The following is a 21721-nucleotide window of genomic DNA, read 5'->3' on the forward strand; positions in this document are numbered from 1 at the left end:
GCGAGCCTCATTCGAGAGAGGCTCTGGCCCGCTGCCGCGGGTTCGCCGATGAATCGGCTCCTACCATCAGGTCTGTCGCTTACCGGTTGCCGCCGCGGTTTCCACCACCGCCACCACCGCTGCGATTGCCGCCCTGGCCGCCACCGCCACCGGGACGACCGCCGCGATTGCCGCCGGGACGTGCGCCGCCGCCCGGGGTGCGGTTACCACCGCCACCCGCGCGATTGCCGCTGGCGCCGCCGCCGCTGGCGCGATTGCCACCGCCGCCACCGGCCGCGCGGTTGCCGCCGAAGCCGCCACCGCCACCCGGGGCGCGATTGCCGCCACCGCCTGGTGCGCCGCCCGTACGCGGGCCACGATTGCCGCCGCCACCGCCGTCGAAGCGAGCACCACCGCCCCCTTCGAAGCGTCCACCGCCGGCGCTACGATTGCCTTCGGCACGACCCGGACCACCCTGGCCCGGCGCGCGGTTGCCGCCGCCAGCACCCGGGCCGCCGCTACGGCCGCCCGGACGCGGACCACGGTTGCCCGCGGTGTTGCCAGCGGCGTTGCCGCCACCGGACCGGCTGTCGCCAGCGAACCAGGTGCGCGGCGACGGCAGTTCCTGACCCGGCGCGACGCGACGCGAGCGCTGGCCACCGGCTGCGCCACCACCGCCACCGCGCTCGGGACGAGCGACGTTGCCGTTCACTTCGCGACGCGGAGCGCCGCCCTGACCGCCGCCGCCACCGGGGCGACCACGACCACCGCCGGCGCCACCACGACCGCCACGCGGGTTGTCGTCGCGCAGGCGATCGAAGGCAGTGAGCTCACGGGCTTCGTCATGACGACCCGAGCTCCAGGCACCGGCCGGACGGCCGTCCGGCTTGTACTCGGTAACGTGACGCGGTGCGCGGCGCTGGTGGACCACGGCGCTCAGGGTGAGCACCGGAGCCGGCGCACCGAGGCCTGCGCGCTCGCGCAGTTCCTTGATCGCGGTCTCGTCGAGGTTGTCGCTGTCGCCGCGACGCAGGGCGCGCGGGAGTTCCACGCTGCCGTAGCGGATGCGCTTGAGGCGGCTGACCAGGAAACCCTGCGAGTCCCACAGGCGACGGACTTCACGGTTGCGGCCCTCGCGGATGGTCACGCGGAACCAGCTGTGGCTACCGCCGCGGCTGATGGTGGCGATCTCGTCGAAGCGGGCAGGGCCGTCTTCGAGTTCGACACCAGCCTTGAGGCGTTCGATGGTCTCGTCGGGTACTTCGCCGTGGACGCGGCAGAGGTATTCGCGCTCGAGGCCGCTCTTCGGATGCATCAGCGCGTTGGCGAGTTCGCCATCGGTGGTGAGCAGGAGCAGGCCGGTGGTGTTGATGTCCAGGCGACCCACGGCGACCCAGCGCGCGCCCTTCAGGCGCGGCAGCTGTTCGAACACGGTGGGACGGCCTTCGGTGTCTTCGCGCGTGGTCACCACGCCTTCCGGCTTGTGGTAGACGATCACTTCGGCATCGTTGCGATTGTCGGTAGCGACGACGAACTGCTTGCCGTCGAGGACGACGCGGTCGCCGGCGTGGACGCTGGCGCCGATGGTCGCGGCGGTGCCGTTGACTTCGACTTCGCCGGCCTGGATGCGCTGCTCGAGCATGCGGCGGGAGCCGAGGCCGGCGTTGGCCAGGACCTTGTGCAGGCGCTCTTCGAGCACGGCGCCATCATCGGGACGGCTTTCGCCACGCTTAAGGGATAGAACGGAACGTTGCGGCGCACTCATGCGCGTGACTCCTCGGTATCTTCTTCAGCGTCGTCTTTGGCGACGTCGCTTTCGGGGTTCTCTGCCTCTTCGGCAGTGGCGGAAGCCGCGGCGACGTCGTCGCCGGCAGGCAGCTGGTTCGCGACCTCGACCGTCTCGTCCTCAGGGGACGGGGTTTCGGAGGCGGATGTTTCTTCGATCGTCATGGCCTCAGCCACGACATCATCGGATGCTTCGGTATTCGTTGGGCTTTCGTCTTCGTTGTCCGGGTCGATCGACAGGGTGGCGCCGACGCGGGCATGCGCGGGGATGCCGTCACCGTCGAACCGCAGCTGCGGATTGATTTCCTCGAGATCGCGGATCTCGGAAAGCGGGGGCAGGGAGTCCAGCGACTTCAGGCTGAAGTAGTCGAGGAATCCCCTCGTGGTGCCGAACAGGGCCGGCTTGCCAGGAACGTCGCGATGGCCGACGACGCGGATCCATTCGCGCTCCTCGAGCGTCTTGATGATGTTCGAGGACACCACCACGCCACGGATCTGTTCGATCTCCGGGCGGGTAATCGGCTGGCGATAGGCGATCAGGGCCAGTGTTTCGAGCAGCGCACGGGAGTAGCGGCTGGGTTTTTCGGACCACATTCGCGACACCCAGCCGTGGACGTCGCGACGGACCTGGTAACGCCAGCCCGAGGCGACTTCGATCAGTTCGACGCCGCGCCCGTCGCAGTCGTGCGTCAGCGAGGCGAGCGCGACCACGATGTCGTCCGTGGTCACTTCGTCCTCGTCGCCGAAGATCGCCTTCAACTGCGCGATCGTCATCGGCTGGGTCGACGCCAGCAGCGCCGCTTCCACGATGGGTTTCAGTTGTTCGGGTTGCATAGGCCTTCGGGTGTACCGCGCGGGTCGCGCGGATCGGTTCGATGTTCGTGGCCCTCAAGGGCCGTCAGGCGAGCGCCTCTTCGGGCTCGGCATCACTCAGTACCTTCGTCTTCAGATAGATCGGCCCGAGGGCTTCTTCCTGGACGATCTCGACGAGCATTTCCTTGGCCAGTTCGAGCATGGCGAGGAAGGTGACAACGACCCCGAGTCGACCTTCCGTCACGTCGAACAGCGTTTCAAAACGGTGGAACCCGCCGCGACCCAATGATTCGAGCAGGTCGCCCATGCGCTGGCGCACGCTGAGCGGTTCGCGCTGGATCGCATGGTGCGTGAACAGATCGGCACGTCCGAGCACGTCCTTGAGCGCGAGCAGCATCTCCTTCAGATCGAGCGGGGGCGGTACGCGCACCACGTTGTGCTCGCCGACGAAGGCATGCACCACGGTGGTATCGCGTTCCAGGCGCGGCATGGCTTCGATATCGGCCGCGGCCCGCTTGAACCGTTCGTACTCCTGCAGGCGGCGAACCAGCTCCGCACGCGGATCGTCCTCCAGGCCTTCCTCGCTCGGTGGCCGGGGCAGCAGCAACCTGGACTTGATCTCCGCCAGGATCGCGGCCATCAGCAGGTATTCCGCGGCGAGCTCCAGTCGCATCACCTCGCGCATCATGTCGATGTAGTCCATGTACTGCCGGGTGATTTCGGCCACAGGGATGTCGAGGATGTCCAGGTTCTGCCGGCGAATCAGGTAAAGCAGCAGGTCGAGCGGCCCTTCGAACGATTCGAGGATGACCTCGAGCGCGTCCGGCGGGATGTACAGATCCTGCGGCATTTGCAGCACAGGCTGCCCGCGCACGAGCGCGAGGGGCATTTCCTGCTGCTGCGGGACGCCTGCGAAGGCACCCTGGGTTTTTTCGACTACCTGAACTTCGGTTGTCTCGTTAGTCATCGGCACACGTCAGAAGGGTCGCGAGTGCGACCAGGAACGTAACAATCGATGCCGTCCGGCGGCTATACCGCCACCTCGCCCGGCATGCCACGCATCGTCGCCGACGAGCGAAGGGCATTGCCGCTGGACACCCCAGGAGGGTCACCGCCTGTGAAAGATCGTCGGGAGCGGTCCGCTCACGGTCCCGAAACACGGACCGGTGAGGGCGCGACGCCCGAATAAGTTCACCCGATTGAGCACAGGGTATCGCCTGTGCCCGCCCAAGTCCAGCGGCCTGCCTGCCGGGCGTCCCGCGGTTCCGGCACAATATCGGTATGCAGCAGGCCCCTCGCGCGATCATCCATGTCGACATGGACGCTTTCTATGCGTCCGTGGAGGAGCTGGACGACCCGAGCCTGGTCGGCAAGCCCGTCATCGTGGCCGGGCTGGGTCGGCGCGGCGTGGTTTCCACCTGCAACTACGTGGCCCGCACCTACGGGGTCCGCTCGGCCATGCCGACCTCGGAGGCGCGCCGTCGCTGCCCGGACGGCGTCTATATCTTCCCTCGCCATGCCCGCTACGCAGAAATTTCGGAGATCGTCTTTTCGGTCTTCGGCGAGGTCACGCCGATGATCGAGGGGCTCTCCCTGGATGAGGCGTTTCTCGATGTCACGGCCAGCCTGCGCCTGTTCGCCTCGATCGAGGCGATCGGGCGCCGGGTCAAGGAGAGCATTCGCGAGCGTACGGGCCTGAACGCCTCGGTCGGCATGGCGCACAACAAGCTGCTCGCCAAACTGGCCAGCGAGTTGTCCAAGCCGGACGGTTTCCTGCACATCCACCCCGGGGAAGTGCAGGGCTACCTCGATCCGCTGCCGATCGGACGCATGTGGACGGTCGGCAAGGTGGCCGAGGAATCCCTGCACAAAGTCGGTATCCGCACCATCGGCGACCTGATCCGCGCGGATGCCTGGCGGCTGAACAAGGCCGTCGGTGAGCGTCATGCTGCCCAACTGCGTCAGTTGTGCCTCGGCGAGGACCGCCGGGCCGTGGTCACGGACGCGCCGGAAGTGTCGATCGGTTCGGAATGGACCTTCGACATCGACGTGGACGAGCTGCCGATCGCCGAGGCATGGCTCCTGCGCCAGTGCGAGCGGGTCGGGGCGAGGGCGCGGTCGCGCGGCGTGGACGCCCGGACGGTGTCGGTGAAGCTGCGGGAACCGCCCTTCGTCACCCACAGCCGGCAGGCGCAGTTGCCGGTTCCCGGCAACGCGACGCCGGATATCTATGCCGTGGCACGTCGCTTGCTTCAGGTCTGGTGGAACCAGCATCCACGGCCGAGGCTTCGCTTGCTCGGTGTGACGCTTTCGGGGTTCGATGCCCGGCACAGCGATGAACAGCAGGACATGTTCGCCGCGCCGGTCTCGGAAAAACGCTCCGATGGCGTGCAGGACCGGATCAACGAGCGCTTCGGCGCCGGTGCCCTGGTCCGCGCGGGTGTGCTGAAGACGCGCGGAAGCGAGTGAACGCCGGTGTTGCGGGCGAACCCTACGACTGCGCTAATGTGTCCGTTTGTGACACGAAACGTAAGTCGTGCGGGGTGCGGTCATGCCGAACTCGACGTATAAGGTCCAGCAGGAACCGAAATGGATGGAAATGCAGCAGATGTCTGACAAGGAAAGTTCGAACATGCGCTATCGCCACGCGCGGATGAAGGTGCAGACCGCGGTCCTGATGAGCCGCGGCGGCGAAGCGCACCCCACCGACCTGGTCGACATTTCAGCGACCGGCGCCATGCTGCGCCGCCCGCTCGGCTGGCGCGGCGAGCCCGGCCAGACCTGGATCCTGGACATGGTCTTCGGCCATGACCTGCACATCCACATGGAAGCCATGGTCGCCCGCGTTTCCGCGCGGCAGATCGGCATGGCCTACACGCTCATCCCCGAGGACAAGCAGGCGCCGTTGTGGGAGTTGCTGGGTGGGTATGCGGATACGCTCGAGGCTTGGACGGACGACTGACTGTCGGCAAACGCAATTGCTCTCACGCCTTCGACAGGCCAATCGAATAGGTCTGCCGACGATGACATGGCCGATAACGCGCATCCGTGAGGCTGGGCGTTTCACGTTTGCAAGCAGAAACGTCGCGTAGGCCGTCCGCCAGTTGTCTTGAGTGCTCGACGACAGGTCGAGCGTGCGCTCACTCACGATCCAAGGCGGGCTTTGCGACTACCGATAGGTCGTCAGTGCCCTGCATAACGGAGTTTGCAAGGCGGTGATTCTCGTTGTGCCGATCCGGCGACAACGAGGTTTCCAAATGAACATCTCAGAAGGCCGACAATTCCGCAGTAAAGCTGCGGGAAAGTGTCTCGCTGCCGCGTTTTTCGTAACGGCGAATTTCGCCATAGCTCAGACTGTGGATGGTGAGTCCGCCATCTCCTCTATGTCGCCCCTGGAGCGCTCGGAGATCGAGGTCAGGGCAAACGACAAGATCAATGCGATGTTGCGTGGGCGGACGTTTTTTCCAGGTCAGGCATCGCCCCTGATCGCCCGTTCGCGGCTTGATCCGAAAACAAACGAGTTATTGGTCGATCTAGGCGAAGAAAACGGGCTACATGCGGAAAGTCTGGAGATGGAAGATCTGCAAAAGCACATCACTGAGGCAGCGTCCCACGTTCTGGGGAGTATTGATGGGTGGGAAGGTGTTGACCTGCGATTTGGTGGGAAGGACATGTATTTCTGGTTCCCTCAACAGCGACCTGCAGAAGATCTGGTTCGACCAGCTGCTGCAACGGACGATGCGAAGGCGTCTTCTACCGACACCATTGTTCTCTCAGCTGGCCATGGCGTCTACTATCACGAGGGCTACAAGAAATGGATTCCCCAGCGCGAAGTATTTTTTTCGGCGCGGGAAGACGATGTCACCCAGGATTTTGTCGCACAGCTCAATCAGCAAATGATTAGGGAGCTGTGGGGGCGTAAGCGGCAAAAGCTCGAGGTGGTCCTTGCGCGATCGCTTTCGTCGGATATCCACGAAGAGAGCGGACGTCCCTGGCGAGACATTGCAGGCAGATACCGTATCAAGGCCTTGTATCCGGACATTCCTGAGCTTTGGCATTCCAGACCAGATAACCAGGGTGTCGATAACGAGCGCATTGAAGACATGTACAGCCGTCCAGCGCTGGCAAATCATGTCAACGCAGCTGCGTCCATTCACATTCACACAAACGCGTGGGAGCCAGAGACTCGGGGCGCACGCTTCTATTATCAGAAAGGGCAGCCGGAGAGCAAACGTCTTGCGTCTTCGTTGGCATGCCACGTGCGAGAGGTTCTCAAGTCACGGCCCGAATTTCCGGATTATGTCGTAGATGCTGTGGGGCGAACCGGCAACTATGCTGAGCTGCGATCAGCCAAGATGCCATCTTCGTTGATCGAAATCGGATTCCATACAAACGAGAAAGACGCTGCTGCGATGCAGCGTCCTGACTTTCGTAAATTCGCCATGGCGGGCGTACGAAAGGGTTATGAGCTTTTTAGGGCTGGGGTTGCGTGCGATCCGTTCAAGGTTACGAGTATCACAAACATCAGTACGTTTGGCTCAACCATCTCGCTCCAGGCCACCTACTCGGGCACACCGACGTTTCCCGTGTACCTCGAACTGGGTGATGAGTTCGGGAACGTGACGTATGCCCAAGCTAGCAGCCCGGCGGCGCCAAATCTCCTAGAGTTCGATATTCAGTGTCGAAGGAGGAGAGCGCAGGTGAAGTTCGTTGGCTACTTCGATGACGATGACTATGTTCTGACGAAGAAGCCCTTCACCGCTGACTGTTGGGGCTGGATGGGGGGGTAGCTCGACCGGTGATCGTTTGTGCCCCTCTTGGCCGCTCCACAAAGAACTCTTGTGGAGCGGCCGCGCCTTCAGGCCTGCGCAGCCTTCCGTTTCGCCCGATCCTCATCGCGCAATTCGCGACGAAGGATCTTGCCCACATTGGTCTTCGGCAATGCGTCGCGGAATTCGATCTGCTTGGGGCGCTTGTAGCCGGTGAGGTTCTCGCGGCAGTACTCGCGCAGGGCCTCTTCGGTGAGTGCCGGATCCTTGCGGACCACGAAGATCTTCACCACTTCGCCCGAATGCTCGTCGTCGATGCCGACGGCGGCCACTTCGGCCACGCCCGGATGCGCCATGACGATGTCCTCGATCTCGTTCGGGTACACGTTGAAGCCCGAGACCAGGATCATGTCCTTCTTGCGATCGACGATGTAAACGTAACCGTTGGCGTCCATGCGCGCGATGTCGCCGGTGCGCAGCCAGCCGTTCGCATCGAGCACCTTGGCGGTCTCGTCGGGGCGATTCCAGTAGCCCTTCATCACCTGCGGGCCCTTGATGCACAGCTCGCCGACTTCACCGATGGGTAGCACCTGGCCGTCATCGGTCCAGATCTGCACATAGGTGGAAGGGATCGGCAGGCCGATCGAGCCGTTGTATTCCTTCAGGTCCAGCGGATTGATGCAGGCCGCTGGCGAGGTTTCGGTCAGGCCGTAGGCCTCGGCGAGCGTCACGCCGGTGGTCTTCTTCCAGCGTTCCGCCACGGCACGTTGCACGGCCATGCCACCGCCGAGCGACAGATGCAGGCCGGAGAAATCGAGGTCGGCAAAGCCGGGTGTGTTGAGCAGGCCGTTGAACAGGGTGTTGACGCCGGTGATCGCGGTGAAGCGCTCCTTCGAGAGCTCCTTGACGAAGCCCTTCATGTCGCGCGGATTGGTAATCAGCAGGTTCAGCGCGCCCATGCGCGTGAAGACCAGGCCGTTCGCTGTCAACGAGAAGATGTGATACAGCGGCAGCGCGGTGACGATGATTTCCTCACCCATCTTGGCCGACCCGCTGATCCAGGCATCGGCCTGGAGCATGTTGGCGACCATGTTGCGATGGGTGAGCATCGCGCCCTTGGCGACGCCGGTGGTGCCACCGGTGTACTGCAGGAAGGCGATATCGTCGTGGCCGACGTCGGTCTTCGGCATCGGGTGCGACTTGCCGCGTGCGAGCGCATCCCTGAAACGGACGGCCATCGGCAGCTTGAACGCAGGCACTTCCTTACGGATGCTCTTGACCACGAAGTTGATGATGTTCCCCTTGGGGAACCCGATCATGTCGCCGACCGCCGTGGTGATGACGTTCTTTACCTGGGTGCCGTCCAGCGCCTGCTCGGCGGTCGCGGCGAAGTTGTCGAGCACGACCAGCGCCTTTGCGCCGGAATCTTCCAGCTGGTGATGCAGCTCGCGGGTGGTGTACAGCGGATTGGTGTTTACGACGGTCAGGCCGAGGCGCAGGGCGCCGAACAGCACGATCGGGTACTGAAGCAGGTTCGGCAGCATGATCGCCAGGCGGTCGCCTTTCTTCAGGCCGAGTTCGCCGGAAAGGTAGCCCGCGAACGCGGCGGATAGTTCGTCGATCTGCCCATAGGTGAGGACCTTGCCGAAGTTCTTATAGGCAGGGCGATCACGAAATTTCTGAAAGGACTCTTCGAAGACGGCCGCCACGGAGCGGTACGCGCTGACGTCGATGTCGGCGGGAATGCCGGCCGGATAGTGGTCAAGCCACGGACGCTCAATGCTCATGGATCGGACGAACTCCTTCAAAGGGCAGTCGTACGGCGGCCTGTCGTACGATCGCGGCATTGGAGCATACGCGCGCGTATAGCGGCAAGCCGCAACGCAACGAGACAGCACAAGGGATAACACGATGTCGAAACCCTGGATAGCACTGGCATTTCTACTGTTGTCGGCACTGGTCGGCTGTCGGCACACGCCGGACGAGGAGCAGGTGAGCAAGGCGATCGCCGCGACGGTCGCGGGCGCGGAGGCTGCCAAGGCCAGCGATGCCGTGGAGGCGCTCACGGACGACTTCGATGGCAACACCGGGGAGCTGGACAAGCGCTCGTTGGCCAACCTCGTGCGCGTCTATGCGCTGCGTGGGCAGGCGATCCACGCCCTGGTGGGCCCGACGACGATCGAAGCGCGCGGTGAGCGCATGGTTGCGACGTTCACCGTGACGCTCACTGCAGGCGCAGGCGTGCTGCCGGACAACGCCGGGGCGTACCGGGTGGAAACGGGCTGGCGGAAGGAGGGTGGCGAGTGGCGTTGCTTTACCGCCACCTGGAAAAAGGCTCTCTAAGTCACCGCACCCCGCTCGGTAGGAGCCGATTCATCGGCGATCCCTAACCGTGTCGCGAGCACCCATCGCCGATGAATCGGCTCCTACCTAAGGCGGGCGCACGAAGGCGGGCGCACGGCTGCAACAGGGGCATCAGCCACAAAAAAACGCCCCGGCTTTCACCGGGGCGTTTTTATGGGGCTTCTTACGCCGCCTTCGCCAGCTGGCGAAGTACGTACTGCAGGATGCCGCCGTGGCGGAAGAACTCGCGCTCCTTCGGGGTCAGCAGGAGCACCTTGACGGTGAACTCCTTGACCGAACCGTCCGGACGCGTGGCCTTGACCGTCGCCGTCTTCGACTCGCCGCCATTGAGGCCGGTGATGTCGAACACTTCGTCGCCCTTCAGGCCGAGCGTCTGCGCGTTCTCGCCTTCCTGGAACTGGCAGGGCAGCACGCCCATGCCGACCAGGTTGGAGCGGTGGATGCGCTCGAAGCTCTCGGTGATCACGGCCTTGACGCCGAGCAGCAGGGTGCCCTTGGCAGCCCAGTCACGCGACGAGCCGGTGCCGTATTCCTTGCCGGCGAGGACCACCAGCGGCGTGCCGTCGGCCTTGTACTTCATGGCGGCGTCGTAGATCGCCATTTCTTCGCCGGTCGGGATGTGCTTGGTGAAGCCACCTTCGACGCCGTCGAGCATCAGGTTCTTGATGCGGATGTTGGCGAACGTGCCACGGACCATGACGTCATCGTTGCCGCGACGTGAACCGTAGGAGTTGAAGTCCTTCGGCTCGACACCCTTGGAGATCAGGAAGCGACCCGCCGGGGAGTCCTTCTTGATCGAGCCCGCCGGCGAGATGTGGTCGGTGGTGATCGAGTCACCGAAGATGCCCATGGCGCGCGCGCCGTGGATGTCCTCGATGGTGCCGGCCTCGGCGGACATGCCGTCGAAGTAGGGCGGGTTCTTGATGTACGTGGAGTCGTCCCAGGCGTAGGTCTGGCCATCCGGCGATGCGATGGCGTTCCAGCGGCTGTCGCCCTTGAAGACGTCGGCGTAGCTGTCCTTGAACATCTGCGGATTGATCGCACCGGCGATCGCATCGGAGACTTCCTTGTTGGTCGGCCAGATGTCCTTGAGGTACACCGGCTGGCCGTCGCTACCGTTGGCGATCGGATCCTTGGTCAGGTCGATGTTCAGCGTGCCGGCCAGCGCATAGGCAACGACCAGCGGCGGCGACGCCAGGTAGTTCATCTTCACTTCGGGATGCACGCGGCCTTCGAAGTTACGGTTGCCGGAGAGCACCGAGGCCACGGCGAGGTCACCCTCGGCGATACCCTTGCTGATCTCGGCCGGCAGCGGGCCGGAGTTGCCGATGCAGGTGGTGCAGCCGTAGCCGACCACGAAGAAGTTCACCTTCTCGAGTTCCTCGAGCAGGCCGGTCTTCTTCAGGTATTCGGTCACGACCAGCGAGCCCGGTCCGAGCGAGGGCTTGACCCACGGCTTGGAGGTCAGGCCGCGCGCGGCAGCCTTCTTGGCGACCAGGCCGGCGGCCAGCATGACGGCCGGGTTGGACGTGTTGGTGCAGGAGGTGATCGCCGCAATCACGACCGAGCCGTCGTTGATGCGGAAGGACTGGCCGTCCTTCTCGACGAGCACGCCGTCGCTGCTGACGTTGTTAGCGTCGTTGCCGACGGCGGTGCCGCCGCCTTCATTGCTGAAGCGGGCGACGTCGCCGTTCTTCGGCTTGCGGTTGATCGTGAGCGGACCGACGGCGTCGAGGAAGCTGTCCTTCACGCCTTCGAGCAGCACGCGATCCTGCGGACGCTTCGGGCCGGCCATCGACGGACGCACGTCGGCCAGATTGAGCTCGAGCGTCGTGGTGAACTCGGCATCCGGCGTGTTCGCGTCGTACCAGAGACCCTGGGCCTTGGCATACGTTTCGACGAGGGTGATCTGCGCCTCGTCGCGACCCGACAGGCGCATGTAGTTCAGCGACTCCTGGTCGATCGGGAAGATGCCGCAGGTCGCGCCGTATTCCGGCGCCATGTTGGCGATCGTCGCGCGGTCGGCCAGCGGCAGGTTCGGCAGGCCCTCACCGAAGAACTCGACGAACTTGCCGACGACGCCGAGCTTGCGCAGCATCTGGGTGACCGTCAGCACCAGGTCGGTCGCGGTGACGCCTTCGCTGAGCTTGCCGGTCAGGCGGAAGCCGACGACCTGCGGGATCAGCATGGACGACGGCTGGCCGAGCATGGCGGCTTCGGCTTCGATACCACCCACGCCCCAGCCGAGCACGCCCAGGCCGTTGATCATGGTGGTGTGCGAATCGGTACCGAACACGGTATCCGGGTAGGCGAACGACTCACCGTCGACGTCGGCGGTGAAGACGACGCGGGCAAGGTTTTCCAGGTTCACCTGGTGGACGATGCCGGTGCGCGGCGGCACGACCTTGAAGTTGTTGAACGCCTTCTGGCCCCAGCGCAGGAACGAGTAACGCTCCTGGTTACGCTCGAACTCGATCTCGACGTTCTGTTCCAGCGCGCCTTCCGAACCGAACGCGTCGACCTGCACCGAGTGGTCGATGACCAGTTCGGCCGGCGCCAGCGGGTTGATCTTGTTCGGGTCGCCGCCGAGCTTGGCGACGGCGTCGCGCATGGCGGCCAGATCGACCACGCAGGGCACGCCGGTGAAATCCTGCAGGACCACGCGGGCGGGCATGAAGGAGATTTCGATGTCCGGCTCGGCCTTGGCGTCCCACTTGGCCACCGCCTCGATTTCCTTCGAGGTGACGTTCAGGCCGTCTTCCTGGCGGAGAAGGTTCTCCAGCAGGATCTTCATCGAGTAGGGCAGGCGCTTGATGTCGAACTTGTCGCCGAACTTGGCCAGGCTGGCGATCGTGTGGCGCTTGCCGTTGACTTCGATGCTGTCTCGGACTGAGAACGAGTCTTTCATGCTGTACTCCTGGCGTGTTCTTAAGCTGGGGAGGCCTGACGCTCCTTGGGGAGGCGCCAAAGCGTCGATTATCGCGCAGTCTGGCCCCTGCGTGCGACCGCCGTGAGACCGGTGACCGGCTAGAATGGCGGGTTCGTGGCGCAGGCCGCGCGAATTCGGCGGCGAAAGGATGGAGCGGGCGGACGATGGGCGCAAACGTATTTGATGGCATGCAGCGTTCGATGATTTCGATGGCCCTGTCGTCGGTGTCGTTGCGCGACCTCGCGCTGGTCCAGGCCGTGGCGCGCGAAGGCAGCTTCAACAGCGCGGCCCGCGCCATGTACATCAGCCCGTCCGGCCTCTCGCACCAGGTGCAGAAGGTGGAGCAGGCGCTGGGCATGCCCTTGTTCGAGCGGGGCGGTCGACGGGTCGTGCCCACGACCAGCGGGCAGCGGCTGCTCGGCTACATCGAAGCGGTACTGGGCGCGGCCGAACATCTGGAGCATGCGGCCCGGGCCGGCGACGTCGCCTTTGGCAGCGAACTGCGGCTGGGCGTGCCGTCCACCCTGGGTCCTTATCTGCTGCCCCATTTCATCGAGCCGTTTCCCCAGCGTTTCCCGGGCGCGCGGCTGACGATCTCCGAGGGCAAGCCACGGGGCTTGCTTCGGCGTCTTCAGGAAGGTGAGCTCGATGCGGTCCTGGCGCCGCCCAGCGCCACGATCACCGGGCTCGATTCGACGGCGCTCTTCTTCGAGCCCTATGAGTTGCTGCTACAGGCGGGGCACGCACTGGCCGGGCGCAGCGCCATCGCGCTCACCGAGCTGGATGCCGCCGACGCGACCCTGATGGCCGAAAGCCATGGTAACGGGGTGTCGGACCTGGGTATGCCGGGTGCGGCGCGTCCGGAGCGTATCCAGGACCTCAGTATCGAAAGCCTGGCGACCCTGGTCGCCCTGCGTGGCGGTTATACGCTGGTGCCGATCCTGGCTCACGACCGGCTTGGGTCGATTCCCAACGTGGTCCTGGCGGCCGTCGAGGGTGCCCGGCCGGGGCGGCATATTGCCCTGTACTGGCGAAGCGCCACGCCGTGGCGGGACGATCTGGCGCGCTTTGGCGATTTGCTCCGCGAGCTGGCGGGGACGATTCCGGGCCTGGACGCCGCGGCTTCGTAGGCTATCGCCGCTGGCCCTTGTGGGAGCCGCTTCAGCGGCGATGCTTCAGCCGCCGCCTTCCAGCGTCGACCCCGTCAGCAACCCGCGCGCCAGCATCGCGCACTGCTTTCTATAGATAAGCAGCTGCCATTGCCGGCCGCCGAGCTGGTGCCAGAGTACGGCCGACCGCGCTGAAGCAAGCAGTGCGGAGCGCACGCGATCCACATTGGCTTTCTGCTGCAGATGCGACGGCGTGCCGGTCACCATCACGCGCGGCTTGAGCGTGGAGAGGGTGGAGGCGTACACCTCGGCCAGTCGCGCTGAGACGTTCGCGTGGTTCATGCCGAAGTGTTCGACCTGGCGCTGCGTGGCGACGACGCCTTCACGCAGGCGATCGAGCACGGGACGGTTGCGCGCCAGCGACCGCTCGAGGCGAAGCACGGTGATCGCCATGCGCATGACGGCGACGTCGCGCGTCTCGTCTTCGAACTGCGCGACCAGGGTGCGCAGGCCACGGCGTACGCCGCTCACACCGCCATAGACCGACGCCACCGAATCGGCGTCGATGCGGAAGACACTGGCGAGGCTGGATTCGAACGCCACGTCGTCGCAGCGGCCATCCGTGGCCAGCTGCTGGGCCAGGGCAGCGCCCTGGAAAACCCCGGCAAGGGCAATGACGCGTTCTTCGTTCATTGGAAAAACTCAAAAGATGGGGATGTTGCGGCGAGGCCGCCGTAGGGCGCATCGGTCGCCGAAATCACGGCGCCGCCGAGACAGGCTTCGCCGTCATAGAGCACGACGGACTGGCCGGGGGTCACGGCGCGTTGGGGTTCGTCGAAGCTGACGTGCAGCGTGTCGCCGCGCAGCTCGACCATGCAGGCCTGGTCGGCCTGGCGGTAGCGCGTCTTGGCGGTGCAGCGGAAATCGAGGGCTGGTGGTTCGCCAGCGACCCAGGTCACGTCTGTCGCCGTGAGGCGTGTCGACTGCAGCCAGCGGTTTTCGCCGCCCTGGGCCACGATCAGGGTATTGGTGGCGACATCTTTGCCGACCACGTACCAGGGCTCGTTCGGCGCATCGGCGCGGCCGCCGATACCCAGGCCGTTGCGCTGGCCGAGCGTGTAATACATGACGCCCTGATGCTCACCGATGACACGGCCGTCCGGATCGACCATCGGGCCGGGCTTCGCCGGGAGGTACTGGGCGAGAAAGGCGCGGAAATCGCGCTCGCCGATGAAGCAGATGCCGGTGGAGTCTTTCTTCGCATGGGTCGGCAGATCGGCCTCGCGAGCCAGCTCGCGGACCAGCGGCTTCTCGATCTCGCCCACGGGAAAGAGCGTAGCCGCCAGCTGCTTCTGGCCTAGCGCGTGGAGGAAGTAGCTCTGGTCCTTGGCGGCATCCACCGCGCGTAGCAGGCGGTAGCGCCCGTCCTGGAAGTCCACGCGTGCGTAATGGCCGGTCGCGATCTTATCCGCGCCCAGGCCCTGGGCATGCTCCAGGAAGGTCTTGAACTTGATCTCGCGGTTGCAGAGCACGTCCGGATTGGGCGTGCGACCCGCTGCGTACTCGGCGAGGAAGTAGGCGAACACGCCATCCCAGTACTCGCCGGCGAAGTTGCGCGCGTGGAACGGGATGCCCAGGCGGCCGCAGACGGCCACGGCGTCCTTACGGTCGTCGTCGGTGGTACAGGGGCCGGAGCGGTCGTCTTCTTCCCAGTTCTGCATGAACATGCCTTCGACCTCGTGCCCGGCCTGCTGGAGCAGGAGGGCCGCGACGGAGGAGTCCACGCCACCGGAGACGCCGAGGATCACCTTCACGGCGTGAGTCCGGGCAGCAGGCTTTCCACGGTATCCAGCGGCAGGCGCCGGCCGTCCAGCCAGGCGTCGATGGTCCGCATGATCAACGGACTGCGCAGGCGGGGGCCCATGGCTTCGATCTCGTCCCGGCGCAGCCACAGCGCACGACGGATACCCTCGTCCAGGACCCGATCGGGGTCGTGGGACACCACGTGGCCGGCAAAACTGAAGCGCAGGACCTGCTCGCCATGCTCATGGCTGGTCCACTGCCAGACCCCGAGGAAGGCGTCCAGGGCGATCGTGTGACCGGTTTCTTCCAGAGTCTCGCGGACCGCGGCGGACGGGATGGTTTCACCCGGATCGAGGTGGCCGGCGGGCTGGTTATAGGCGAGCTCGCCGAAAATCTCCTCCTCGACGATCAGGAAGCGATCGCCACGCGCGACCACGCAGGCCACCGTGACACGGGGGCACCAGACAGTTTCGGCCTGAGAAAGTGAGGATGGCATCGGCTTATTGGGGGGAGGGGGCTCTGGTAAAAGGCATATTGTGCCATTACCTGTGGATGTCGACCCCAAAGTGGTCGGGAAACCGGTGTATATAATCGAATCGCGTACCGAAGGTTCTTAATTAATGTCCCAGGAACACGAACACGATCAGGAAAGCGACCGGGGCCATGGCCTCGCCATCGAAACAACGCGTCCGGAAACGGCACGGCCGCCACTGTTCCAGGTCGTCCTGCTCAACGACGACTTCACCCCGATGGATTTCGTGATCGAGGTTTTGCGCAGCTTTTTTGGCATGGATCAGGAGCGTGCGGTCCAGGTCATGCTCCACGTACATACCCGAGGCAAGGGCGTGTGCGGCGTTTTCACTCGCGAGGTGGCAGAAACCAAGGTGACCCAGGTCAACGAATACTCACGGTCTCATCAGCACCCGCTGTTGTGCACTATGGAAAAGATGTAGCTGATCCCCCATCTGGTGTTCATGCGGCAATGACAGGGGCTGGTCCCCGCCGCCCACAGCTATCGGAGACGGTCCGTATGTTCAGCAAGGATCTCGAAGTCACCATCGGGCACTGCTACAAGCAGGCCCGGGAACAGCGCCACGAATTCATGACGGTCGAGCACCTGCTGCTTGCCTTGACTGAAAACACCTCCGCCCTGGCCGCCCTGCGCGCCTGCGGCGTCGATCTGCCGCGCCTTGCGGCCGATCTCCAGCGGATCATCGCCGAAACCGTGCCGGTGCTTCCGGCCGGGGACGAGCGCGATACGCAGCCCACGCTGGGCTTCCAGCGGGTCCTGCAGCGCGCCGTCTACCACGTGCAGTCCTCGGGTCGGAAGGAAGTCACCGGCGCTAACGTGCTGGTCGCCATCTTCGGCGAAAAGGACTCCCATGCGGTGTATTTCCTGCACCAGCAAGAAATTACGCGCCTGGACGTGGTCAATTACATCTCGCACGGCATCGCCAAGATCGGCGACGAGTCGGCCGCTCCTTCGTCCAGCCCCGAGCGGGACGGCGAGGAAGGTGGCGAGGGTAAGGGCAATCCGCTCAGCGAATACGCCAGCAACCTGAACGAGCTTGCCATCCAGGGCAAGATCGACCCGCTGATCGGCCGTAACGACGAAGTCGAGCGGACCATCCAGGTGCTCTGCCGCCGTCGCAAGAACAACCCGCTCTACGTGGGTGAGGCTGGCGTGGGCAAGACCGCCCTGGCCGAGGGTCTGGCCAAGCGCATCGTCGAAGGCCAGGTGCCGGAAGTGCTGGAAGACTGCACGATCTGGTCGCTGGACCTGGGCGCCCTGGTTGCCGGCACCAAGTACCGCGGCGACTTCGAAAAGCGCCTGAAGTCGGTCATCGCCCAGCTCAAGAAGCAGCCGAACACGATCCTCTTCATCGATGAGATCCACACCATCATCGGTGCGGGTTCCGCGTCGGGCGGCACCATGGACGCCTCCAACCTGATCAAGCCGATGCTGGCCTCGGGTGAACTGCGTTGCATCGGTTCGACCACGTTCCAGGAATTCCGCGGCGTGTTCGAGAAGGACCGCGCACTGGCTCGTCGCTTCCAGAAGATCGACGTGGTCGAGCCCACCGTGGCCGACTCCATCGAGATCCTGAAGGGCCTGAAGAGCCGTTTCGAGGAACACCACTCCGTCGAATACACGGGTGAGGCGATTCGCGCCGCGGTGGACCTGGCGGTCAAGCACATCCCCGACCGCCTGCTGCCGGACAAGGCCATCGACATCATCGATGAAGCCGGTGCCCGTCAGCGCCTGCTCCCGGAAGACCAGCGGACCGGCAAGGTGGACGTCGCCGAGATCGAGTACATCGTGGCCAAGATGGCGCGTATCCCTGCCAAGCAGGTCTCGGCGTCGGATCGTGATGTCCTGCGTAACCTCGAGCGCAACCTGAAGATGGTCGTGTTCGGCCAGGACGCGGCGATCGAGGCCCTGGCTTCGTCGATCAAGATGGCGCGTTCGGGCCTGGGCGATCCGTCCAAGCCGATCGGTAGCTTCCTGCTCGCTGGCCCCACGGGCGTCGGCAAGACGGAAGTCACCAAGCAGCTCGCCATGCAGTTGGGTATCGAGATGGTCCGTTTCGACATGTCCGAGTACATGGAGGCGCATTCGGTCTCGCGTCTGGTCGGCGCCCCTCCGGGCTACGTCGGCTTCGACCAGGGTGGCCTGCTTACCGAGCAGATCACCAAGCATCCGCACTGCGTGTTGTTGCTGGACGAAATCGAGAAGGCTCACCCGGACGTCTACAACATCCTGCTCCAGGTCATGGATCGCGGTGTGCTGACGGACACGAATGGTCGTGAGGCGAACTTCAAGAACGTCGTGATCGTGATGACCACGAACGCCGGCGCCCAGCTGGCTTCGCGTCGCGGCATCGGCTTCATGAAGCAGAACCACGCACCGGATGCCATGGAGACCCTGCGCCGCATGTTCACGCCGGAGTTCCGCAACCGTCTGGACGCGATCATCCAGTTCAACGCGCTGGACTTCGACCACATCCTTCGCGTCGTGGACAAGTTCCTGATCGAGCTGGAGGCCCAGTTGACCGAGAAGAAGGTCAGTGTGGATGTGACGCCGGAGGCCCGCCGCTGGTTGGCCGAGCACGGCTTCGATCCGCAGATGGGTGCCCGTCCGATGGCCCGCGTGATCCAGGACAAGGTCAAGCGCGCGCTGGCGGACGAGCTGCTCTTCGGCAAGCTGGCCGAAGGCGGCAAGGTGACCCTCTCGGTCGAGGGCGACGAGCTGCATGTGGAAACGGAGTCGGCCGAGCCGGCGCATGTTACGGCCTGAAGGCCGTCATGTTTTGATTCGCCGCTGAAGCGGCTCCCACATGCTGATCAATGCCTGATCAATGTGGGAGCCGATTTAAATGTGGGAGCCGATTTATCGGCGATTGGGTGCTCGCGACACAGTTAAGGATCGCCGATGAATCGGCTCCTACCGAAAAGCAGGGCGGGGCAGGTTGCCTCGCCCTGGGCACGAAAAAAGGCCGCGCACTGCGCGGCCTTTCTCGTTATCGCATCAGACTCGCTTATTTCATGCGGTAGGTGATGCGACCCTTGGTCAGGTCGTAGGGGGTCATTTCGACCTTCACCTTATCGCCCGTCAGGATGCGGATGTAATGCTTACGCATACGGCCGGAGATGTGGGCAGTAATGACATGCCCGTTCTCGAGCTGTACGCGGAACATGGTGTTGGGCAAGGTCTCCTGGACCGTGCCTTCCATTTCGATGACGTCGTCTTTTGCCATGTGTTCCGGGTCGGATGAACGGCCGGAATGGCCGCATAAGTCCATTAGTATGCCATAGCTGGCCCTCGCGGGCCAGCCGGGGCTCAGGCGAACTGCTCGTCGAGCTTCTTGCGGATCTCTTCTTCGATCGTGCCCTTCAGCGGCGACAGGAGCATGCCCAGCTCGGCGGTCACGTGCACGTCGCTCGGGGAGACGGCGATGGCACCTTTGACACCCGAGCGCTGGAACGTGAGGGTGTCACCCTCCCAGCCACCTTCAGTACCGAACTTCTCACGCATGCGGTCGGCTACGCGTTCGACCACGGCACGCGCCTCGGCGACGGTCTTGCCGTGCGGGCGGCGGATATCGATCTTCGCCATGGGATGTCCTCGTCCAGTGGAAAGCGCCGGAGTCTATCAGGCCCGGCGTCACGTGGCGTCGACACAGACAGCGACACCTTTGCGTTCAAACAGATACCGCACTCTGCTAAAGTCGCTTCGTCAACGTCCCGGTTCCTCCATGCGCATCGAATTCGTCAGCTCGGCTCGCGGTGATTTCCATTGGTCACGGCCCGTCCTCACGATCGGTCGCGCCGACGATAACGACCTCGTCGTTTCCGAGAGCCAGGTGGCCGCCAACCATGTCCGCATCCATCGCGACCGTCGCGGCCTGGTGCTGTCCGTATTCCCCGAGGCCGGCCGCGTCTACGTCAATGCGCGTCCCGTGCGTGAGCGCGCGCTCCTGCGTGCCGGCGACAGCCTGTCCCTGGGCGACTGCCGCATGCTCATTCGCGACGATGCGGATGTGGACGCCCGCGACTTGATCGAACCGACCGATGCCCGCTGCACCGTGGCCCTGCGCCCGGTAGCCGGTCCGCTGTCGGGCCGTACCATCCCCGTGGGCGACCGCCTCGAATTGGGCGCCACCCACGGCGCCTTGCCGCTGGAGTTGCCCGGTAACGACGCGGCCCTGCTGGTGCTGTCCTGGGACGACGGTGAGCTGATGCTCGATGGCTCGCGCGTTCCCGCCCGGCATGCCGTGCGGGTCAACGGAGTCAAGGTCGTGCGTGCCGCGCTGCAGCCTGGCGACCAGATCGGGCTCGCCGCGCATCGCTTCGTCCTCGACGGGCCGGGCTGGTCCGCCGAACCAGTGGTGGTCATGCCCGAGCCCGAGCCGGAGGTTGCGCTTCCCGAGGACATGGCTGGCCCGCGGGGCGAGGTGTGGTGGTTGATCCTGACGGCAGCCATCCTCGCTTTGGGCATCGCCATGGTGCTGTTCGTCCATTTTTGAGCGGCATAATGCGGGGACCTTCCCCGTGGACGAGATGAAGTGAGCAGAGCCTGGAATTTCAGCGCCGGACCGGCGGCGCTACCCGAAGCGGTGTTGAAGCGCGCGCAGGCTGAGATGCTCGACTGGAACGGATCGGGTGCTTCCGTCATGGAGCTGTCCCATCGCGGCAAGGCCTTCATGCAATTGGCGGCGACGGCGGAAGAGCGCCTGCGCCGTCTGCTCGGCGTACCAGTGGGTTACAAGGTGTTGTTCCTGCAGGGCGGCGCCACGCAGCATTTCGCCCAGATCCCGATGAACCTCGCCGCCGACGGTGACAGCGCCGACTACATCGTCACCGGGCACTGGGGTGAAAAAGCCGTGCGTGAAGCGGCGCCCTACATCAACGCCCGCGTGGCGGGCACGTCCGAGGCCGCGCATTACCTCGACCTGCCACCGCGCGAGCGCTGGACCCTCGATCCCGCCGCCTCGTACGTACATTACACGCCGAACGAGACGATCCACGGCGTGGAATTCCATGACGTCCCCGACGTCGGGGACGTACCGCTGGTCGCCGACATGTCGTCGAACATCCTCAGTGAACCGGTGGACGTGGCGAAGTTCGGCCTGATCTACGCTGGCGCGCAGAAGAACATCGGTCCGTCCGGTCTTGTGGTGATGATCATTCGCGACGACCTGCTGGCGCGCAAGGGGCGGCCGATGGCGAAGATCTTCCGCTACGCCGAGCACGCGGCGAACGACTCCATGCTCAACACGCCCAACACCTGGGGCTGGTACCTCGCCGGTCTCACTTTCGAATGGCTGGAGACGCAGGGCGGTCTCGCCGCCATGGGCGAGCGCAACGCGCGCAAGGCGAAAACCCTCTACGACGCATTCGAGAACTCTGGCGGTTTCTATCGCAGCCCGGTTGCCGTGAATGCGCGTTCGCGGATGAACGTGCCATTCACCCTGCACGATAGTGCGCTGGATGCGGCTTTTCTTGCGGAGTCCGAGGCTGCGGGCCTGCTTGCACTGAAGGGACACAAGGCCGTCGGTGGCATGCGCGCATCGTTGTACAACGCGGTTCCGCAGGAGGCCGTGGATGTGCTTGTGAACTTCATGCGGGACTTTGCGACGAAGCACGGTTAAAGTCGGGGGTCACCGCAC

The 21721-nt window shown here is 64.4% G+C and carries 19 protein-coding genes; 9 read left to right on the forward strand and 10 right to left on the reverse strand.

Translation table 11 applies throughout. The features are described from left to right. Positions 1-79: 79 nt before the first annotated feature. The 3 genes from BJI69_RS14080 to BJI69_RS14090 form a co-directional block, all read right to left on the reverse strand. Positions 80-1744, reverse strand: a complete 1665-nt coding sequence (locus BJI69_RS14080; protein WP_046966098.1) for a pseudouridine synthase — start codon at positions 1742-1744, stop codon at positions 80-82. After that, positions 1741-2598: an SMC-Scp complex subunit ScpB gene (scpB, locus tag BJI69_RS14085; RefSeq protein ID WP_046966097.1), complete on the reverse strand. Its 858-nt coding sequence runs from the start codon at positions 2596-2598 to the stop codon at positions 1741-1743. Before scpB ends, BJI69_RS14080 begins: the two co-directional genes overlap by 4 nt. A 64-nt stretch (positions 2599-2662) precedes the next feature. Next, positions 2663-3466: a segregation and condensation protein A gene (locus BJI69_RS14090; RefSeq protein ID WP_219811414.1), complete on the reverse strand. Its 804-nt coding sequence runs from the start codon at positions 3464-3466 to the stop codon at positions 2663-2665. 392 nt (positions 3467-3858) lie between these two features. Between BJI69_RS14090 and dinB the strand changes: the two genes are divergently transcribed. From dinB to BJI69_RS14105, 3 genes are all read left to right on the forward strand, one after another. After that, positions 3859-5046: a DNA polymerase IV gene (gene dinB / locus BJI69_RS14095; protein WP_046966095.1), complete on the forward strand. Its 1188-nt coding sequence runs from the start codon at positions 3859-3861 to the stop codon at positions 5044-5046. Positions 5047-5185: 139 nt separating this feature from the next. Beyond that, complete coding sequence (locus tag BJI69_RS14100) at positions 5186-5539, forward strand: PilZ domain-containing protein (RefSeq protein ID WP_244465194.1); 354 nt, start codon at positions 5186-5188, stop codon at positions 5537-5539. A 295-nt stretch (positions 5540-5834) separates the two neighbouring features. Next, positions 5835-7367: an N-acetylmuramoyl-L-alanine amidase gene (locus tag BJI69_RS14105; RefSeq protein WP_046966094.1), complete on the forward strand. Its 1533-nt coding sequence runs from the start codon at positions 5835-5837 to the stop codon at positions 7365-7367. 68 nt (positions 7368-7435) lie between these two features. On the opposite strand, the gene BJI69_RS14110 is transcribed toward BJI69_RS14105, so the two are convergent. Further along, the gene (locus tag BJI69_RS14110) at positions 7436-9133 is read right to left on the reverse strand and encodes an AMP-binding protein (protein ID WP_046966093.1); all 1698 of its coding nucleotides are present in this window, start codon (positions 9131-9133) and stop codon (positions 7436-7438) included. Positions 9134-9257: 124 nt separating this feature from the next. Between BJI69_RS14110 and BJI69_RS14115 the strand changes: the two genes are divergently transcribed. Continuing rightward, positions 9258-9689, forward strand: a complete 432-nt coding sequence (locus BJI69_RS14115; protein WP_046966092.1) for a hypothetical protein — start codon at positions 9258-9260, stop codon at positions 9687-9689. A gap of 184 nt (positions 9690-9873) precedes the next feature. Here the strand turns inward: BJI69_RS14115 and acnA are convergent, their stop codons facing one another. After that, complete coding sequence (acnA, locus tag BJI69_RS14120; RefSeq protein ID WP_046966091.1) at positions 9874-12618, reverse strand: aconitate hydratase AcnA; 2745 nt, start codon at positions 12616-12618, stop codon at positions 9874-9876. Positions 12619-12827: 209 nt separating this feature from the next. Here acnA and BJI69_RS14125 point away from each other — a divergent pair, with 209 nt between their 5' ends. Continuing rightward, positions 12828-13769, forward strand: coding sequence for a LysR family transcriptional regulator (locus tag BJI69_RS14125; protein WP_046966151.1), 942 nt, complete (start codon positions 12828-12830; stop codon positions 13767-13769). 45 nt (positions 13770-13814) lie between these two features. Here BJI69_RS14125 and hflD read toward each other — a convergent pair whose 3' ends face one another. Genes hflD through BJI69_RS14140 form a run of 3 tightly spaced genes read right to left on the reverse strand, consistent with a single transcriptional unit; the run spans position 13815 to position 16047 of the window. Continuing rightward, complete coding sequence (gene hflD, locus BJI69_RS14130; protein WP_046966090.1) at positions 13815-14441, reverse strand: high frequency lysogenization protein HflD; 627 nt, start codon at positions 14439-14441, stop codon at positions 13815-13817. Beyond that, positions 14438-15562 carry a tRNA 2-thiouridine(34) synthase MnmA gene (gene mnmA / locus BJI69_RS14135; protein WP_046966089.1) on the reverse strand — a complete coding sequence of 375 codons (1125 nt, stop codon included), beginning with the start codon at positions 15560-15562 and terminating at the stop codon, positions 14438-14440. The genes hflD and mnmA overlap by 4 nt, the downstream gene beginning before the upstream one ends. Beyond that, positions 15559-16047 carry an NUDIX hydrolase gene (locus BJI69_RS14140; protein WP_046966088.1) on the reverse strand — a complete coding sequence of 163 codons (489 nt, stop codon included), beginning with the start codon at positions 16045-16047 and terminating at the stop codon, positions 15559-15561. The genes mnmA and BJI69_RS14140 overlap by 4 nt, the downstream gene beginning before the upstream one ends. Before the next feature lie 124 nt (positions 16048-16171). Here BJI69_RS14140 and clpS point away from each other — a divergent pair, with 124 nt between their 5' ends. Together clpS and clpA are read left to right on the forward strand one after the other, a co-directional pair. Continuing rightward, the gene (clpS, locus tag BJI69_RS14145) at positions 16172-16504 is read left to right on the forward strand and encodes an ATP-dependent Clp protease adapter ClpS (protein WP_046966087.1); all 333 of its coding nucleotides are present in this window, start codon (positions 16172-16174) and stop codon (positions 16502-16504) included. A gap of 77 nt (positions 16505-16581) precedes the next feature. After that, positions 16582-18849: an ATP-dependent Clp protease ATP-binding subunit ClpA gene (gene clpA / locus BJI69_RS14150; RefSeq protein ID WP_046966086.1), complete on the forward strand. Its 2268-nt coding sequence runs from the start codon at positions 16582-16584 to the stop codon at positions 18847-18849. A 241-nt stretch (positions 18850-19090) separates the two neighbouring features. Here the strand turns inward: clpA and infA are convergent, their stop codons facing one another. Both infA and BJI69_RS14160 read right to left on the reverse strand, forming a co-directional pair. Beyond that, positions 19091-19309 carry a translation initiation factor IF-1 gene (infA, locus tag BJI69_RS14155; RefSeq protein WP_019466733.1) on the reverse strand — a complete coding sequence of 73 codons (219 nt, stop codon included), beginning with the start codon at positions 19307-19309 and terminating at the stop codon, positions 19091-19093. Between the two features lie 83 nt (positions 19310-19392). Next, positions 19393-19668 (reverse strand): polyhydroxyalkanoic acid system family protein, encoded by a 276-nt coding sequence (locus BJI69_RS14160; protein ID WP_046966085.1) that lies wholly within the window; start codon positions 19666-19668, stop codon positions 19393-19395. 139 nt (positions 19669-19807) lie between these two features. On the opposite strand from BJI69_RS14160, the gene BJI69_RS14165 reads away from it, so the two are divergent. Together BJI69_RS14165 and serC are read left to right on the forward strand one after the other, a co-directional pair. Next, positions 19808-20578: an FHA domain-containing protein gene (locus BJI69_RS14165; protein ID WP_046966084.1), complete on the forward strand. Its 771-nt coding sequence runs from the start codon at positions 19808-19810 to the stop codon at positions 20576-20578. Positions 20579-20617: 39 nt separating this feature from the next. Beyond that, entirely contained in the window at positions 20618-21703 is a 1086-nt protein-coding gene (gene serC / locus BJI69_RS14170) for a 3-phosphoserine/phosphohydroxythreonine transaminase (protein ID WP_046966083.1), read from the forward strand. The last annotated feature ends 18 nt before the right edge of the window (positions 21704-21721 follow it).

The organism is Luteibacter rhizovicinus DSM 16549 (assembly GCF_001887595.1).
GTDB lineage: Bacteria > Pseudomonadota > Gammaproteobacteria > Xanthomonadales > Rhodanobacteraceae > Luteibacter > Luteibacter rhizovicinus.

Bases quoted from the DNA above. Each gene is read 5' to 3' on its own strand.
- BJI69_RS14080 (WP_046966098.1), bottom strand. From the start codon at position 1,744: ATGAGTGCGCCGCAACGTTCCGTTCTATCCCTTAAGCGTGGCGAAAGC.
- scpB (WP_046966097.1), bottom strand. From the start codon at position 2,598: ATGCAACCCGAACAACTGAAACCCATCGTGGAAGCGGCGCTGCTGGCG.
- BJI69_RS14090 (WP_219811414.1), bottom strand. From the start codon at position 3,466: ATGCCCCTCGCGCTCGTGCGCGGGCAGCCTGTGCTGCAAATGCCGCAG.
- dinB (WP_046966095.1), top strand. From the start codon at position 3,859: ATGCAGCAGGCCCCTCGCGCGATCATCCATGTCGACATGGACGCTTTC.
- BJI69_RS14100 (WP_244465194.1), top strand. From the start codon at position 5,186: ATGTCTGACAAGGAAAGTTCGAACATGCGCTATCGCCACGCGCGGATG.
- BJI69_RS14105 (WP_046966094.1), top strand. From the start codon at position 5,835: ATGAACATCTCAGAAGGCCGACAATTCCGCAGTAAAGCTGCGGGAAAG.
- BJI69_RS14110 (WP_046966093.1), bottom strand. From the start codon at position 9,133: ATGAGCATTGAGCGTCCGTGGCTTGACCACTATCCGGCCGGCATTCCC.
- BJI69_RS14115 (WP_046966092.1), top strand. From the start codon at position 9,258: ATGTCGAAACCCTGGATAGCACTGGCATTTCTACTGTTGTCGGCACTG.
- acnA (WP_046966091.1), bottom strand. From the start codon at position 12,618: ATGAAAGACTCGTTCTCAGTCCGAGACAGCATCGAAGTCAACGGCAAG.
- BJI69_RS14125 (WP_046966151.1), top strand. From the start codon at position 12,828: ATGCAGCGTTCGATGATTTCGATGGCCCTGTCGTCGGTGTCGTTGCGC.
- hflD (WP_046966090.1), bottom strand. From the start codon at position 14,441: ATGAACGAAGAACGCGTCATTGCCCTTGCCGGGGTTTTCCAGGGCGCT.
- BJI69_RS14140 (WP_046966088.1), bottom strand. From the start codon at position 16,047: ATGCCATCCTCACTTTCTCAGGCCGAAACTGTCTGGTGCCCCCGTGTC.
- clpS (WP_046966087.1), top strand. From the start codon at position 16,172: ATGTCCCAGGAACACGAACACGATCAGGAAAGCGACCGGGGCCATGGC.
- clpA (WP_046966086.1), top strand. From the start codon at position 16,582: ATGTTCAGCAAGGATCTCGAAGTCACCATCGGGCACTGCTACAAGCAG.
- infA (WP_019466733.1), bottom strand. From the start codon at position 19,309: ATGGCAAAAGACGACGTCATCGAAATGGAAGGCACGGTCCAGGAGACC.
- BJI69_RS14160 (WP_046966085.1), bottom strand. From the start codon at position 19,668: ATGGCGAAGATCGATATCCGCCGCCCGCACGGCAAGACCGTCGCCGAG.
- BJI69_RS14165 (WP_046966084.1), top strand. From the start codon at position 19,808: ATGCGCATCGAATTCGTCAGCTCGGCTCGCGGTGATTTCCATTGGTCA.